The organism is Streptomyces neyagawaensis, from assembly GCF_023516595.1.
GTDB lineage: Bacteria > Actinomycetota > Actinomycetes > Streptomycetales > Streptomycetaceae > Streptomyces > Streptomyces neyagawaensis.
The window spans coordinates 165,666-180,625 of the sequence record NZ_JAMGBG010000027.1; the positions used below are offsets into that span (position 1 = coordinate 165,666).

A 14,960-nucleotide genomic window follows, 5' to 3' on the forward strand; every position below is an offset into this window, starting at 1 on the left:
AGGCCGCCGGGATACGTCGGCCCCGGCCCCCCGCCCGGTTCGCTCCCAGCGGCTTCACCGTCGGCCCGGGCCGCCCCTCACACCCGCTCGATGATCGTCACGTTCGCCTGGCCGCCGCCCTCGCACATGGTCTGGAGGCCGTAGCGGCCGCCGGTGCGTTCCAGTTCGTGCAGGAGGGTCGTCATGAGCTTGGCACCCGTCGCGCCCAGGGGGTGTCCGAGGGCGATGGCGCCGCCGTTGACGTTGACCTTGTCCGGGTCGGCGCCCGTCTCCTTCAGCCAGGCGAGGACGACGGGTGCGAAGGCCTCGTTGATCTCGACGAGGTCGATGGCGTCGAGGGAGAGGCCGGCCTTCTTCAGGGCGTACGCGGTCGCCGGTATCGGCGCGGTCAGCATCCGGATGGGGTCCTCGCCGCGCACGGAGAGGTGGTGGACGCGGGCGCGCGGGGTCAGCCCGTGTTCCTCGACGGCCCGCTCGGAGGCGAGCAGCAGCGCGGCGGCGCCGTCGGAGACCTGGGAGGAGCAGGCGGCGGTGACGGTGCCCCCGTCGATGACGGGCTTCAGCGCGGCCATCTTCTCCAGGGTGGTGTCCCGGCGCGGCCCCTCGTCGACGGTCACCTCCCCGTACGGCACGGTCTCCCGCTCGAAGCGGCCCTCGTCGACGGCCCGCACCGCCCGCCGGTGGGAGCGCAGCGCGTACTCCTCCTGGTCGCGGCGGCTGATGCCCCACTTCGCGGCGATCATCTCGGCGCCGGCGAACTGGTTGACGGGCCGGTTCCCGTACCGGGCGCGCCAGCCCTCGCTGCCGGCGAAGGGGCCCTCGGTGAGCCCGAGGGGCACGGCGGCCTGGCGGGAGGCGAAGGCGATGGGGACCATCGTCATGTTCTGGACGCCGCCGGCGACGACGAGGTCCTGGGTGCCGGACAGGACGGCCTGGGCGGCGAAGTGCACGGCCTGCTGGGAGGAGCCGCACTGCCGGTCGACGGTGGTGCCCGGCACCTCCTCGGGCAGCCCGGCGGCCAGCCAGCTGGTGCGGGCGATGTCACCGGCCTGCGGCCCCACGGTGTCCAGGCAGCCGAAGACGACGTCCTCCACGGCGGCGGGGTCCACGCCGGCGCGCGCGACGAGCGCCTTCAGCACATGTGCGCCGAGGTCGGCGGGGTGCACGCCGCCGAGCCCTCCTCCGCGCCGCCCGACGGGCGTACGGACCGCTTCGACGATGTAGGCCTCGGCCATGGCGACTCCCGGACTCTGCGCTTGAGTTGGTGGTCAGGTACGTACGGCGATCCCGTCCAGCACCATCGACAGGTACTGCCGGGCGATCTGCTCCGGGCTGTACTGCCCGCCGGGCCGGTACCAGGAGGCGGCGACCCACACGGTGTCGCGCACGAACCGGTAGGTGACCTTCGTGTCGAGGTCGGCCCGGAACTCCCCCTCGGCGACCCCGCGTTCCAGCGTGGACAGCCAGGTCTGTTCGAACTTGCGCTGCGACACCTCCAGGAACCCGAACCGGCGTTCCTGCGCGATCAGTTGCTTCGCCTCGTTCTGGTAGATCTCGACGGCCGCGCGGTGCCGGTCGATGGCCAGGAACGACTCGGTGACCAGGGACCGGAAGGTCTCGCTGGGCCCGAGGCCGGCGGCCAGGACGGTGTCGTACTGCTCCCAGAGCTCGTCGAGGAAGGTCCGCAGGATCTCCTCGAGCATCGCGTCCTTGGAGTCGAAGTAGTAGTAGAGGCTGCCCGCGAGCATGCCCGCGTCGTCCGCGATCCTGCGGACGGTGGTGGCGTTGTACCCCTGCTCGGCGAAGACCTCGGCCGCCCTGTCGAGGAGTTCACGACGGCGGGCGGGGGCGGCGGTCACCTGGGGCTTCTTCTTGGTCGGCACGCTGTTCATTGTCCTCAAGGGTGCTGGTTGCTGACGGACACGACCTCGCCCGTCAGGTACGAGGAGTAGCCGGACGCGAGGAACACGATCACGTTGGCCACCTCCCAGGGTTCGGCGTACCGCCCGAGGGCCTCGCGTTCGGTGAGTTCCGCCAGCAGTTCGGGGGTGGTCACCTTCGCGAGGTGGGGGTGCATGGCGAGGCTGGGTGACACCGCGTTGACGCGCACCCCGTACGCGGCGGCCTCGACGGCGGCGCAGCGGGTCAGCGCCATCACGCCCGCCTTCGCCGCCGCGTAGTGCGCCTGCCCGGCCTGGGCGCGCCAGCCGACGACGGAGGCGTTGTTGACGATCACACCGGCGCCGGTCTCCCGCATGTGCCGCAGGGCGGCCCGGGTGCAGCGGAAGGTGCCGTTGAGGGTCACGTCGAGCACTTTCGACCACTGTTCGTCGGTCATGTCGACGAGGTCCGCGGTGCCGCCGAGTCCCGCGTTGTTGACGACGACGTCGAGGCGTCCGTGCAGCCGGACGGCCGTGTCGAACAGGGCGCGCACCTGGTCCTCGTCGGTCACGTCACACGCCGTCGCCGCGATCGCGTCGGCGCCGAACTCCCCGGCCAGCTCGGCCTCGTGCTCCTTGAGGCGGCGGGTGTGCGCGTCGCTGATCAGGACGCGGGCGCCCTCCTCCAGGAAGCGGCGCGCGGTCGCACCGCCGATGCCCGCGCCGGCCGCCGCGGTGATGACGGCGGTACGGCCGCGGAGGAGGCCGTGGGCGGGGACGTAGGTCGGAGGCTCGACGTTCGTCATGAGGGCACGCTAACCTACCAAACACTTGTTAGGGAAGGTTGGGTGCTTGCCCGGAAAGAGGTGACCCCCGTGGACCTCGCCCATTCCCCCGCCGACGAGGCGTTCCGCGCGGAGGCCCGCGCCTGGCTGCGCGCTCGTGTGCCGTCCGTCCCGCTGCCCTCCCTGGAGACCGAGGAGGGCTTCGCCGCCCACCGCGCCTGGGAGGCCGAACTGGCGGCCGACCGCTGGTCGGTGGTGAACTGGCCGGCCGCGTACGGCGGCCGGGACGCGAGTCTGACCCGCTGGCTGATCTTCGAGGAGGAGTACTACGCGGCGGGCGCCCCCGGCCGGGTCGGGCAGAACGGCGTCAACCTGCTCGCTCCGACCCTGTTCGACCACGGCACGCGGGAGCAGCGGGCGCGGGTGCTGCCGCCGATGGCCTCGGGTGAGGTGGTGTGGGCGCAGGCGTGGTCGGAGCCGGAGGCCGGTTCGGATCTGGCCTCCCTGACCTCGCGGGCGGTGCGTACGGACGGCGGCTGGCTGCTCAGGGGCCAGAAGACCTGGTCGTCGCGCGCGGCTTTCGCGGACCGCGCGTTCGGGCTGTTCCGCAGTGAGCCGGGCGCCCCGAAGCCGCATCAAGGGCTGACGTACCTCATGTTCGATCTGCGCGCGCCCGGTGTGACGGTCCGCCCGATCGGCCGCCTCGACGGAAAGCCCGCCTTCGCGGAGCTGTTCCTGGACGACGTGTTCGTGCCGGACGAGGACGTCATCGGCGAGCCGGGGCAGGGCTGGCGGATCGCGATGTCGACGGCCGGCAACGAACGCGGGCTGACGCTCCGCTCCCCCGGCCGCTTCCTCGCCTCCGCCGAGCGGCTGCGCGACCTGTGGGAGGCCCGGGGCCGCCCGGCGACGGCCCGCGACGGGGTGGCCGACGCCCTGATCGGCGCCCGCGCCTACGAGCTGTTCACCTGGGCGAGCGCCTCCCGCTTCCTCGACGGCGAGTCCCTGGGCGCCGAGTCCAGCCTCAACAAGGTGTTCTGGTCGGAGTACGACATCGCTCTGCACGAGACGGCACTGGAACTCCTGGACAAGGAGGGCGAGTTCGCGGACACCGACTGGTCCGAGGGCTACGTCTTCTCCCTCGCCGGGCCGATCTACGCCGGCACCAACGAGATCCAGCGGGACATCGTCGCCGAACGCCTGCTGGGGCTGCCGAGGGGGCGTCGCTGATGCGTTTCCTCCTCGACGCCGAGCAGCGGGCGTTCGCCGCGTCGCTGGACGCGATGCTGACGGCCGCGGACACCCCTGCGGTCGTGCGGGCCTGGGCCCGGGGGGAGCGTGCGGCCGGGCGGGCGCTGTGGGCGCGGGTCGCGCGGGCCGGCGTGTTCGCGCTGGCGGCGCCGGAGGCGTACGAGGGAGTGGGCCCACTGTCCGTCGAACTCGCGGTCGCCTTCGTGGAGTTGGGGCGGCACGCCGTGCCGGGCCCGCTCGTGGAGACGGTCGCGGCCACGGTGCTCCTCGCGGGGCTGGACGACCCGGGCCCGGCGAAGCGGCTGCTCCCGGCGCTGGTGTCGGGGGAGGCGATGGCCACGGTCACGGCGCCGGGGTCGCCGTACGCGCTGGACGGGGACGCGGCGACCATCCGTCTGTCCCTGAGTGGCGCCGAACTGCGGCTGTCCCCGGGCCATGGCCCGGTCCGCCCTTCCCTCGACCCGGCCCGCCGACCGACGCCCCTCTCCCCCGGCGGCGAACTCCTCGCCACCGATCCGCCCGTCGCCCGAGCGGTCCTGTGGGCGCGGCTCGCGGTCGCCGCGCAGGCCCTCGGCGTCGGTCTCACCCTCCTGGACAGGACGGTGGCGTACGTCGGGCAGCGCACCCAGTTCGGGGTGCCCGTCGGCTCGTTCCAGGCAGTGAAGCACCGGCTGGCCGACGCGAAGGTGGCCCTGGAGTTCGCGCGACCGCTGGTGTTCGGCGCGGCGGTCACCCTGGACCCGGCGGACGTGGCCGCCGCCAAGGTCATGGCCTGCGAGGCGGCGTACCGCGCCGCCCGCACGGCGCTCCAGTCGCACGGCGCGATCGGCTACACCGCGGAGTACGACCTGTCGCTGTGGCTGACCAAGGCCCGGGCGCTGCGCTCGGCGTGGGGCTCGCCGGACGACTGCCGGAAAGCGGTGCTCAGTGGTGATCGCCACCGGTGAGCCGCCGGTACTCCTCCGGGGTCGGTTTCGGGACGTGGGTGCCGGGGCCGAACATGGCGTGGGCGAGGCGGGCGCGCAGCCGGTCCACCGGTCGGACGCGGCGCCGGACGCCGTTCGCGTCGACGAGCGGCCCGGTCTCGTAGGGCGGCGGCTGCTCGTGCTGGGTGAGTGTGAACAGCTGCGCCCGAGTGAGCGGTTCGTGGACCTCGACGTATTCGCCGTGCGGGAGTCGCTTGATGACGCCGGTCTCCCGGCCATGGAGCACCTTGTCGCGGTCCCGGCGTTGCAGGCCCATACAGACACGGCGGGTGACGACGAAGGCGACGACGGGCACCACGAAGAAGCCGATGCGTACCGCCCAGGTGATCGCGTTGATGGACAGGTGCAGATGGGTTGCGACGATGTCGTTGCCGCCGCCAATGAGGAGGACGCCGTAGAGGCTGAGCCAGGCGACGCCGAGGGCGGTGCGCACGGGGACGTTGCGGGGCCGGTCGAGGAGGTGCTGTTCGCGCTTGTCGCCGGTGATCCAGGCCTCCACGAAGGGGTAGACGCCGATGGCCAGCATGATCAGCGGGAAGAGGGAGAACGGGATGAAGACACCGAGGTTGAGGGTGTGCCCGAAGGCGTTGATCTCCCAGCCAGGCATCACCCGGATCAGGCCCTCGGAGAAGCCCAGGTACCAGTCGGGCTGGGCGCCGGTGGTGACCAGGTCGGCCCGGTAGGGGCCGAAGGCCCACACGGGGTTGATGGTGGCGATGGCACCCATGAGGGTCAGGACGCCGAAGACCAGGAAGAAGAAGCCGCCGGCCTTGGCCAGGTAGACGGGCATGAAGGGCATGCCGACCACGGACTTCTGGTCCCGCCCCGGCCCCGGGTACTGGGTGTGCTTGTGGTGGAAGACAAGGATCAGATGGGCGACGACCAGCGCCAGCATGATCCCGGGCAGCAGCAGCACATGGATCGGGAAGAGCCGGGAGATGATGTCGTGCCCGGGAAACTCCCCGCCGAACAGGAAGAACGACAGGTACGTGCCCACGACCGGGACGGACAGGATGGCGCCCTGCGCGAAGCGGAGGCCGGTGCCGGAGAGCAGATCGTCCGGGAGTGAGTAGCCCGTCAGGCCGGTGATGATGCCGAGGAACAGCAGGGTCCAGCCGAACAGCCAGTTCATCTCGCGGGGCTTGCGGAACGCGCCCGTGAAGAAGACCCGCATCATGTGCACGAGCATCCCGGCGACGAAGACGAGCGCGGCCCAGTGGTGGATCTGCCGGATGAGCAGGCCGCCGCGCACGTCGAAGCTGATCTCCAGCGTGGACTCGTAGGCGCGGGTCATCAGGACGCCGTTGAGCCGCTCGTAGGTACCGTTGTACTCGACCTCGACGCCACTCGGTTCGAAGAACAGGGTGAGCCAGACGCCGGTGAGGATGAGGACGAGGAAGCTGTAGAGGCAGATCTCGCCGAGCATGAAGGACCAGTGGTCCGGGAACACCTTGCGCAGATTGGCCCTGGCGAGCCCGTACAGCCCGAGCCGCCCGTCGGCCCAGTCGGCGACCCGCTCCCCCTTGCCGCCGCCCACCCCTGTCGCTCCTGTCGCTCGCGCGCCGTCCATGCGTCGCCCTCCCCTTGGCTCGTCCAAGAGTGGCAGCCGGGCCCCCGCTTGTAAATGGGGAGCACTCCCCACTTTGCCCGTCGGCTGCCGTTTCCCATGCGACGAGCCGGGGCCGGCCGATGTGACATCCCGGCCGGGACCCGGCCCCGGTCTCCCTCCCCGGCCGGACTCGGCCCAGGCCACTCCCCCACCGGGGCGGTTACCCGACGATCCCCCGCGCCCGCGCCTCCACCAGCCACTTCGGGAACTCGCCCAGCAGCCGGTCGTACAGCTCCCCGTCGGACAGGGCGCCGGGATCCGAACCGGCGTGGAAGAAACCGGCGTTGTCGACGACCCGCTTGCCGGGCACGGCCAGCTCGTCGAGCCTGCGCAGGAAGTCGAACTGCCGGCTGTCCGGGTCCCCGAAGCCGATGAACTGCCAGAAGAGGGGCAGCCGCGCGGCCTTGCACACATACCGCTCGGCGGCGAGTTTGCTCGTGGGCCCGCCGTCCGTCTGGAAGACGACGAGGGCCGGGTCCTGCGCACCGCAGTCGAGGTAGTGGTCGATGACCGCGTCCATGGCCAGGTGGTAGTCGGTCTTCCCCATGTGTCCGAGCCCGGACACGATCCGCTCGATCCGGCCCTGGTGGTCGGCGAGCCCGATCTCCGTGACCGCGTCGACGCCGGTGGAGAAGAAGACGACCGGCACGATCCCGTCGTCGTCGAGCTGCGCGGACAGCCCGAGCACCCGGTCGGCGAGGGCCTGCACGCTGCCGTGCTTGTAGTACGGCCGCATGGAGCCGCTGTGGTCGACGACGAGGTACACGGCCGCGCGCTGTCCGCGCAGCCCGTGCTTGTCGAGGGAAACCCCGGCGGCCTTGTAGAGGTCCACGAGAGCGGGGGCGGTCTCCCGCACCTTGCTGAGACTGACAGCGGGCATACGGGCCCTCCTGGCGTACGGGGTCGACGGGCCCCCGAGGCTACGGCGTCGGCGGGTCACCGGTGGCGGGATCACCCCCCGACGCCCTCCCACACCCCCGCCCGCACTCCCATACGCCTCCCCGTCCCCTCTCCCCCTCGATCGTTCGCTATTTTGTTCGCCGCCGTCCTCACCGGCTCGTCATCAGTCCGCACCCCCAAGGAGCCGGCCGTGGAACCCCAGTCGCCGTCGTCGTCCGAGCCAGCCGTCACCACCTGCTACCGGCACCCCAAGGTGGAGGCGTACGTCCGCTGCACGCGCTGCGACCGCTTCATCTGCCCGGACTGCATGCGTGAGGCGGCCGTGGGCCACCAGTGCCCCGAGTGTGTGAAGGAGGGCGCCCGGACCGTCCGTCAGGCCCGCACCGCCTTCGGCGGCCGGATCTCCGCGGTGCCGCTGGTGACGTACGTCCTCATCGGCCTCAACGTCCTCGCCTACGTGGCCGAACTCGTTCGCCCCTCCGTCGTGGACGACTTCGCGGTGCTGGGCCGGGGCCTCACCGGCCCGGACGGCATGCACTACGTCTGGCAGGCCGTCTATCCGTCCGGCTTCCACCCCGAGGGCGTCATCGACGGCGAGTGGTACCGCCTCCTCACCGGGGCGTTCCTCCATCTCCCGCCCACCGAGGGCACGTTCGGCGTCCTCCACATCGTGATGAACATGGTCACGCTGTGGAACGTCGGCCGGGTCGTCGAGGCCCAGCTGGGCCGCGCCCGCTACCTCGCCCTGTACCTCCTGTCCGCCCTCGGCGGTTCGGTGCTCGTCCTGCTCCTCGCGCCGGACGCCCGCACGGTCGGCGCCTCCGGCGCGCTCTTCGGCGTCTGCACCGCGTACTACGTCATCGCCCGCCGCCTCGGCGCCGACCCCAGGGGCATCAACCGCTTCATGGCGGGCCTGCTGATCTGGCTGGTGCTCTCGGCGGTCGTCACCTCCTGGCAGGGCCACCTCGGCGGCCTCCTCACCGGCGGCCTCATCGCCCTCGCCTACGCGTACGCCCCGCGCGACCGCCGTCGCGTCCTCGTCCAGGCGAGCGCCTGCGCGGTGGTCCTCGCCCTCCTGCTGGTGCTGGCGGTGGCGAAGGTCGCGGCGATGACGAGCTGAGCGCTGGGGCCCTTCTGATGGATCTCCGTGGGAGAAGGAACGGCGTTCGGTGCGTGCTCTGGGGGTACCCCCTGCTCGGAGAGCTTGGGGGAGTGCCGGGCGTCGCGACGCCGCGGAGATCCATCAGAAGAGCCCCAGGGGGCGCCGCCCGGCCGCCCCACCGCGTCCGCACATGCGACAGCGCCTGCCCAGTCGTCCGGTCGGGGACTGGCGGGCAGGCGCCATCAGGTGTTCCGTACGCCGTTGTACGGGACGTATGGAGGGTGACCCGGAGGTCACCCGGTGGGTGTGGTCGGTGCGGTCGTCAGACCGTCAGCGCGCGGTCCGTCGGGCGGATCGGTGCCGGCAGGTCGCTCGCGCCCGTCAGGAAGCGGTCGCAGCCGCGGGCGGCCGAGCGGCCCTCCGCGATCGCCCACACGATGAGCGACTGGCCGCGGCCCGCGTCACCGGCGACGAAGACGCCCGGCACATTGGTCTGGAAGTCGGCGTCGCGGGCGATGTTGCCGCGCTCGTCGAGCTCCAGGCCGAACTGCTCGACCAGGCCGTTCTCCCGGTCGGTGCCGGTGAAGCCCATCGCGAGGGTGACCAGCTGGGCGGGGATCTTGCGCTCCGTGCCCGGCTTCTGCGTCAGCTTGCCGTCGACGAACTCGACCTCGACGAGGTGCAGCCACTGGACGTTGCCGTCCTCGTCGCCCTCGAAGTGGGTGGTGGAGACGGAGTAGGCCCGCTCGCCGCCCTCCTCGTGCGCCGAGGTGACCTTGTAGAGCATGGGGAAGGTCGGCCACGGCTGGTGAGGGGCCCGGTCCTCGCCCGGCTTCGGCATGATCTCCAGCTGGGTGACGGAGGCCGCGCCCTGGCGGTGGGCGGTGCCCACGCAGTCCGCGCCCGTGTCGCCGCCGCCGATGACCACGACGTGCTTGCCCTCGGCCGTGATGGGGGGCGCCACGAAGTCGCCCTCCTGCACCTTGTTGGCCAGCGGCAGGTACTCCATGGCCTGGTGGATGCCGTTCAACTCACGGCCGGGCACCGGCAGGTCGCGCGCGGTCGTGGCACCGGCGGCGATCACGACGGCGTCGTACCGCTTCTTCAGGTCGGTCGCCTTGAGGTCGCGGCCGATCTCGATGCCGGTGCGGAAGCGGGTGCCCTCCGCGCGCATCTGCTCGATGCGGCGGTTGATGTGCCGCTTCTCCATCTTGAACTCGGGGATGCCGTAGCGGAGCAGACCGCCGACGCGGTCGGCGCGCTCGTACACCGCGACGGTGTGACCGGCCCGCGTCAGCTGCTGCGCCGCCGCGAGGCCCGCCGGGCCGGAGCCGATGACCGCGACCGTCTTGCCGGACAGGCGCTCCGGGGCCTGGGGCGCGACATCGCCGCTGTCCCACGCCTTGTCGATGATCGAGACCTCGACGTTCTTGATGGTGACGGCCGGTTGGTTGATGCCGAGCACACACGCCGACTCGCACGGGGCCGGGCACAGGCGGCCCGTGAACTCCGGGAAGTTGTTGGTGGCGTGCAGGCGCTCGGAGGCGGCCGCCCAGTCCTCGCGGTAGGCGTAGTCGTTCCACTCGGGGATGAGGTTCCCGAGCGGACAGCCGTTGTGGCAGAACGGGATGCCGCAGTCCATGCAGCGGGACGCCTGCTTCGAGATGATCGGGAGCAGCGAACCGGGGACGTAGACCTCGTTCCAGTCCTTCAGCCGGACGTCGACGGGGCGGGACTTGGCGACCTCGCGGCCGTGGTTGAGAAAGCCCTTGGGATCAGCCATTGGTCGCCGCCTCCATCATCTTCTCGGTGATCTCGGTCTCGGAGAGACCGGCTCGCTCGGCGGCGTCCTTGGCGGCGAGCACTGCCTTGTACGTGCTGGGGATGATCTTGCTGAAGCGGGTCACGGCCTCGTCCCACTCCGCGAGCAGCTTCTCGGCGACCGTGGAGCCGGTCTCCTCGGCGTGGCGGCGCACCACGTCGTGCAGCCACTGCTTGTCGGTGTCGTCGAGCGCCTCGACGGCGTTCACGTTGCCGACGTTGACGTTGTCGCGGTCGAGGTCGATGACGTACGCGACGCCGCCGGACATACCGGCCGCGAAGTTGCGGCCCGTCTCGCCGAGGACGACCGCGTGACCGCCGGTCATGTACTCGCAGCCGTGGTCGCCCACGCCCTCGGAGACGACCAGCGCGCCGGAGTTGCGGACGCAGAACCGCTCGCCCGTGCGGCCGCGCAGGAACAGCTCGCCGCCGGTCGCGCCGTAGGCGATGGTGTTGCCGGCGATCGTCGAGTACTCGGCGAGGTGGTCGGCGCCCCGGTCCGGGCGGACGATGACGCGGCCGCCGGAGAGGCCCTTGCCGACGTAGTCGTTGGCGTCGCCCTCCAGGCGCAGCGTGACACCGCGCGGGAGGAAGGCGCCGAAGGACTGGCCCGCGGAGCCGGTGAAGGTGATGTCGATGGTGTCGTCGGGCAGGCCCGCGCCACCGAACTTCTTCGTCACCTCGTGGCCGAGCATGGTGCCGACCGTGCGGTTGATGTTGCGGACCTTGACCTGGGCGCGCACGGGCTGGGCCTCGGTCGCGTCGGAGGCGGCCAGGGCGTCCGCGGCGAGCTTGATCAGCTCGTTGTCGAGCGCCTTCTCCAGGCCGTGGTCCTGCTCGATCAGCTGGTGGCGTACCGCGCCCTCGGGCAGCTCGGGCACGTGGAACAGCGGCTCCAGGTCCAGGCCCTGCGCCTTCCAGTGGTCGACGGCACGCTGCACGTCGAGGACCTCGGCGTGGCCGACGGCCTCCTCGATGGAGCGGAAGCCCAGCTCGGCCAGCAGCTCGCGGACCTCCTCGGCGATGAACCGGAAGAAGTTCACGACGTACTCGGCCTTGCCGGAGAACCGGTCGCGCAGGGTCGGGTTCTGCGTGGCGATGCCGACGGGGCAGGTGTCGAGGTGGCAGACGCGCATCATGACGCAGCCGGACACGACCAGCGGCGCGGTCGCGAAGCCGAACTCCTCGGCGCCGAGCAGCGCGGCGATGACCACGTCACGGCCGGTCTTCAGCTGGCCGTCGGTCTGGACGACGATGCGGTCGCGCAGACCGTTGAGCAGCAGGGTCTGCTGGGTCTCGGCGAGGCCGAGCTCCCAGGGGCCGCCGGCGTGCTTCAGCGAGGTCAGCGGGGAGGCACCGGTGCCTCCGTCGTGACCCGAGATGAGGACGACGTCCGCGTGGGCCTTGGAGACACCGGCCGCGACCGTGCCGACGCCGACCTCGGAGACCAGCTTCACGTGGATGCGGGCCTGCGGGTTGGCGTTCTTGAGGTCGTGGATCAGCTGCGCCAGGTCCTCGATGGAGTAGATGTCGTGGTGCGGCGGCGGGGAGATCAGGCCCACGCCCGGCGTCGAGTGACGCGTCTTCGCGACCCACGGGTACACCTTGTGGCCGGGCAGCTGGCCGCCCTCACCGGGCTTGGCGCCCTGGGCCATCTTGATCTGGATGTCGTCCGCGTTGACCAGGTACTCGGAGGTCACACCGAAGCGGCCGGAGGCGACCTGCTTGATGGACGACCGGCGCGCCGGGTCGTACAGGCGGTCGGGGTCCTCGCCGCCCTCACCGGTGTTGGACTTGCCGCCCAACTGGTTCATGGCGATGGCGAGGGTCTCGTGCGCCTCCTTGGAGATGGAGCCGTACGACATGGCGCCGGTGGAGAACCGCTTGACGATCTCGGAGACCGGCTCGACCTCGTCGACGGGGATCGGCTGCCGGTCGGACTGGAAGCCGAACAGACCACGCAGCGTCATCAGCCGCTCGGACTGCTCGTTCACCCGCTCGGTGTACTTCTTGAAGATGTCGTAGCGGGCCGCGCGCGTGGAGTGCTGGAGGCGGAAGACCGTCTCCGGGTCGAACAGGTGCGGTTCGCCCTCGCGGCGCCACTGGTACTCGCCGCCTATCTCCAGGGCGCGGTGCGCCGGGGCGATGCCGGAGGCGGGGTACGCCTTGGCGTGGCGGGCGGCGACCTCCTTGGCGATGACGTCGATGCCGACGCCGCCGATCTTGGTGGCCGTGCCGTTGAAGTACTTCTCGACGAAGTCGTCCGCGAGACCGACGGCCTCGAAGACCTGGGCGCCGCGGTAGGAGGCCACGGTGGAGATGCCCATCTTCGACATGACCTTGAGGACGCCCTTGCCGAGGGCGTAGATCAGGTTGCGGATGGCCTGCTCGGCCTCGATACCGGAGAGGAACGTGCCGGCACGGACGAGGTCCTCGACGGACTCCATCGCCAGGTACGGGTTGACGGCGGCGGCGCCGTAGCCGATGAGCAGGGCGACATGGTGGACCTCGCGGACGTCACCGGCCTCGACCAGCAGGCCCACCTGGGTGCGCTGCTTGGTGCGGATGAGGTGGTGGTGGACGGCCGCGGTGAGCAGCAGCGACGGGATCGGCGCGTGCTCGGCGTCCGAGTGGCGGTCCGACAGGACGATCAGCCGGGCGCCGTTCTCGATGGCGGCGTCGGCCTCGGCGCAGATCTCCTCGATGCGCGCGGCGAGGGCGTCACCGCCGCCGGAGACCCGGTACAGGCCGGAGAGGGTCGCGGCCTTCATGCCGGGCATGTCGCCGTCGGCGTTGATGTGGATGAGCTTGGCCAGCTCGTCGTTGTCGATCACCGGGAAGGGCAGGGTGACGCTGCGGCACGAGGCGGCGCTCGGCTCCAGGATGTTGCCCTCGGGGCCCAGCGAGGAGCGCAGCGAGGTGACGAGCTCCTCGCGGATTGCGTCCAGCGGCGGGTTGGTGACCTGCGCGAACAGCTGGGTGAAGTAGTCGAACAGCAGCCGGGGGCGGGAGGACAGCGCGGCGATCGGCGAGTCGGTGCCCATGGAGCCGATCGGCTCGGCGCCGGCCTTGGCCATCGGCGCGAGGATGACGCGCAGCTCCTCCTCGGTGTACCCGAAGGTCTGCTGGCGGCGGGTGACCGAGGCGTGGGTGTGCACGATGTGCTCGCGCTCGGGCAGGTCGGACAGCTCGATCTCGCCGGCCTCCAGCCACTCCGCGTACGGGTGCTCGGCGGCGAGGCCGGCCTTGATCTCGTCGTCCTCGATGATGCGGTGCTCGACGGTGTCGACGAGGAACATGCGGCCGGGCTGGAGGCGGCCCTTGCGGACGACCTTCGCGGGGTCGATGTCGAGGACGCCGACCTCGGAGCCGAGGACGACGAGGCCGTCGTCGGTGACCCAGTAGCGGCCGGGGCGCAGTCCGTTGCGGTCGAGGACCGCGCCGACCTGCTTGCCGTCGGTGAAGGTGACACAGGCCGGGCCGTCCCAGGGCTCCATCATCGTGGAGTGGAACTGGTAGAAGGCGCGGCGGGCGGGCTCCATGGAGTCGTGGTTCTCCCACGCCTCCGGGATCATCATCAGCACGGAGTGCGGGAGGGAACGGCCACCGAGGTGGAGCAGTTCGAGCACCTCGTCGAAGGACGCCGAGTCGGAGGCGTCCGGCGTACAGATCGGGAAGATCCGCTCCAGCTTGTCCTGCGGGCCGAACAGGTCGGAGGCGAGCTGGGACTCGCGGGCGACCATCCAGTTGCGGTTGCCCTTGACCGTGTTGATCTCGCCGTTGTGGGCGACGAAGCGGTACGGGTGGGCGAGCGGCCACGACGGGAACGTGTTGGTGGAGAACCGGGAGTGCACGAGCGCGATCGCGGAGGCGAAGCGGCGGTCGGACAGGTCCGGGAAGAAGGGCTCCAGCTGGCCGGTGGTCAGCATGCCCTTGTAGACGATGGTCCGCGCGGACAGCGAGGGGAAGTAGACGTCGACCTCGCGCTCGGCGCGCTTGCGCAGCACGAACGTCTTGCGGTCGAGGTCGATGTCCGTGGCCGGCTCAGCGGCGCCGTCGGCGACGAAGATCTGACGGAAGGCGGGCATCGTCGAGCGGGCCGTGGCGCCGAGCAGCTCGGGCGCGACGGGCACCTCGCGCCAGCCGAGGACGGTCAGGCCCTCGTCGGCGGCGATGGCCTCGATGCGGGCGGCCGCGTCGTCGGCGCCGTCCTGGGGCAGGAAGGCGATGCCGACCGCGTACGCGCCGGCCTCGGGCAGCTGGAATCCGGCCACCTCACGGAAGAAGCCGTCGGGCACCTGGGAGAGGATGCCGGCGCCGTCGCCGGAGTCCGGCTCGGAGCCGGTGGCACCACGGTGTTCCAGGTTGCGCAGAACGGTGAGCGCCTGCTCGACCAGCGCATGGCTCGCCTCGCCGGTGAGGGTGGCCACGAAGCCGACGCCACAGGCGTCGCGCTCGTTGCGGGGGTCGTACATACCCTGCGCAGCAGGGCGAGCATCCATGAACGACCACTTCTGGCCATTCGTGGAGTGCTGGGACGGCTGGCGCGGCGTACGCATCGGCTCTCCCGTCGTCGTCATGTGGCATATGCAAGTGCCGAGGGACGACGTTGGCCCTCTGCGTGGA

At 71.2% G+C, this 14,960-nt stretch carries 10 protein-coding genes; 3 read left to right on the forward strand and 7 right to left on the reverse strand.

All coding sequences use genetic code 11. The features are described from left to right. Positions 1–77 precede the first annotated feature (77 nt). The 3 genes from M8J73_RS14610 to M8J73_RS14620 are packed head-to-tail and all read right to left on the reverse strand — an operon-like array spanning position 78 to position 2,686. A complete protein-coding gene (locus M8J73_RS14610) occupies positions 78–1,235 on the reverse strand; it encodes an acetyl-CoA C-acetyltransferase (protein ID WP_055540538.1) in 1,158 nt (385 codons plus the stop codon). 33 nt (positions 1,236–1,268) lie between these two features. Further along, the gene (locus M8J73_RS14615) at positions 1,269–1,883 is read right to left on the reverse strand and encodes a TetR/AcrR family transcriptional regulator (protein WP_055540542.1); all 615 of its coding nucleotides are present in this window, start codon (positions 1,881–1,883) and stop codon (positions 1,269–1,271) included. Between the two features lie 14 nt (positions 1,884–1,897). Next, positions 1,898–2,686: an SDR family oxidoreductase gene (locus tag M8J73_RS14620; protein WP_055540539.1), complete on the reverse strand. Its 789-nt coding sequence runs from the start codon at positions 2,684–2,686 to the stop codon at positions 1,898–1,900. Between the two features lie 69 nt (positions 2,687–2,755). On the opposite strand from M8J73_RS14620, the gene M8J73_RS14625 reads away from it, so the two are divergent. After that, complete coding sequence (locus tag M8J73_RS14625; RefSeq protein WP_055540543.1) at positions 2,756–3,895, forward strand: acyl-CoA dehydrogenase family protein; 1,140 nt, start codon at positions 2,756–2,758, stop codon at positions 3,893–3,895. After that, complete coding sequence (locus tag M8J73_RS14630) at positions 3,895–4,863, forward strand: acyl-CoA dehydrogenase family protein (RefSeq protein ID WP_055540540.1); 969 nt, start codon at positions 3,895–3,897, stop codon at positions 4,861–4,863. Before M8J73_RS14625 ends, M8J73_RS14630 begins: the two co-directional genes overlap by 1 nt. Here M8J73_RS14630 and qcrB read toward each other — a convergent pair. Both qcrB and M8J73_RS14640 read right to left on the reverse strand, forming a co-directional pair. After that, positions 4,841–6,472, reverse strand: coding sequence for a cytochrome bc1 complex cytochrome b subunit (qcrB, locus tag M8J73_RS14635; protein ID WP_249828693.1), 1,632 nt, complete (start codon positions 6,470–6,472; stop codon positions 4,841–4,843). The two genes, M8J73_RS14630 and qcrB, sit on opposite strands and share 23 nt — an antisense overlap. A gap of 199 nt (positions 6,473–6,671) precedes the next feature. Further along, a complete protein-coding gene (locus tag M8J73_RS14640; RefSeq protein ID WP_249828694.1) occupies positions 6,672–7,391 on the reverse strand; it encodes a vWA domain-containing protein in 720 nt (239 codons plus the stop codon). 210 nt (positions 7,392–7,601) lie between these two features. On the opposite strand from M8J73_RS14640, the gene M8J73_RS14645 reads away from it, so the two are divergent. Then, the gene (locus tag M8J73_RS14645) at positions 7,602–8,531 is read left to right on the forward strand and encodes a rhomboid family intramembrane serine protease (protein ID WP_055540692.1); all 930 of its coding nucleotides are present in this window, start codon (positions 7,602–7,604) and stop codon (positions 8,529–8,531) included. A gap of 304 nt (positions 8,532–8,835) precedes the next feature. On the opposite strand, the gene M8J73_RS14650 is transcribed toward M8J73_RS14645, so the two are convergent. Both M8J73_RS14650 and gltB read right to left on the reverse strand, forming a co-directional pair. Continuing rightward, complete coding sequence (locus M8J73_RS14650) at positions 8,836–10,296, reverse strand: glutamate synthase subunit beta (RefSeq protein ID WP_055540691.1); 1,461 nt, start codon at positions 10,294–10,296, stop codon at positions 8,836–8,838. Next, positions 10,289–14,893, reverse strand: coding sequence for a glutamate synthase large subunit (gene gltB / locus M8J73_RS14655; protein ID WP_079055041.1), 4,605 nt, complete (start codon positions 14,891–14,893; stop codon positions 10,289–10,291). Before gltB ends, M8J73_RS14650 begins: the two co-directional genes overlap by 8 nt. Positions 14,894–14,960 lie beyond the last annotated feature (67 nt).

What these genes read in the sequence shown, in the direction of transcription:
- M8J73_RS14610 (WP_055540538.1), bottom strand. Translation starts at nt 1,235, where the DNA reads ATGGCCGAGGCCTACATCGTCGAAGCGGTCCGTACGCCCGTCGGGCGG.
- gltB (WP_079055041.1), bottom strand. Translation starts at nt 14,893, where the DNA reads ATGCGTACGCCGCGCCAGCCGTCCCAGCACTCCACGAATGGCCAGAAG.
- M8J73_RS14620 (WP_055540539.1), bottom strand. Translation starts at nt 2,686, where the DNA reads ATGACGAACGTCGAGCCTCCGACCTACGTCCCCGCCCACGGCCTCCTC.
- qcrB (WP_249828693.1), bottom strand. Translation starts at nt 6,472, where the DNA reads ATGGACGGCGCGCGAGCGACAGGAGCGACAGGGGTGGGCGGCGGCAAG.
- M8J73_RS14630 (WP_055540540.1), top strand. Translation starts at nt 3,895, where the DNA reads ATGCGTTTCCTCCTCGACGCCGAGCAGCGGGCGTTCGCCGCGTCGCTG.
- M8J73_RS14650 (WP_055540691.1), bottom strand. Translation starts at nt 10,296, where the DNA reads ATGGCTGATCCCAAGGGCTTTCTCAACCACGGCCGCGAGGTCGCCAAG.
- M8J73_RS14640 (WP_249828694.1), bottom strand. Translation starts at nt 7,391, where the DNA reads ATGCCCGCTGTCAGTCTCAGCAAGGTGCGGGAGACCGCCCCCGCTCTC.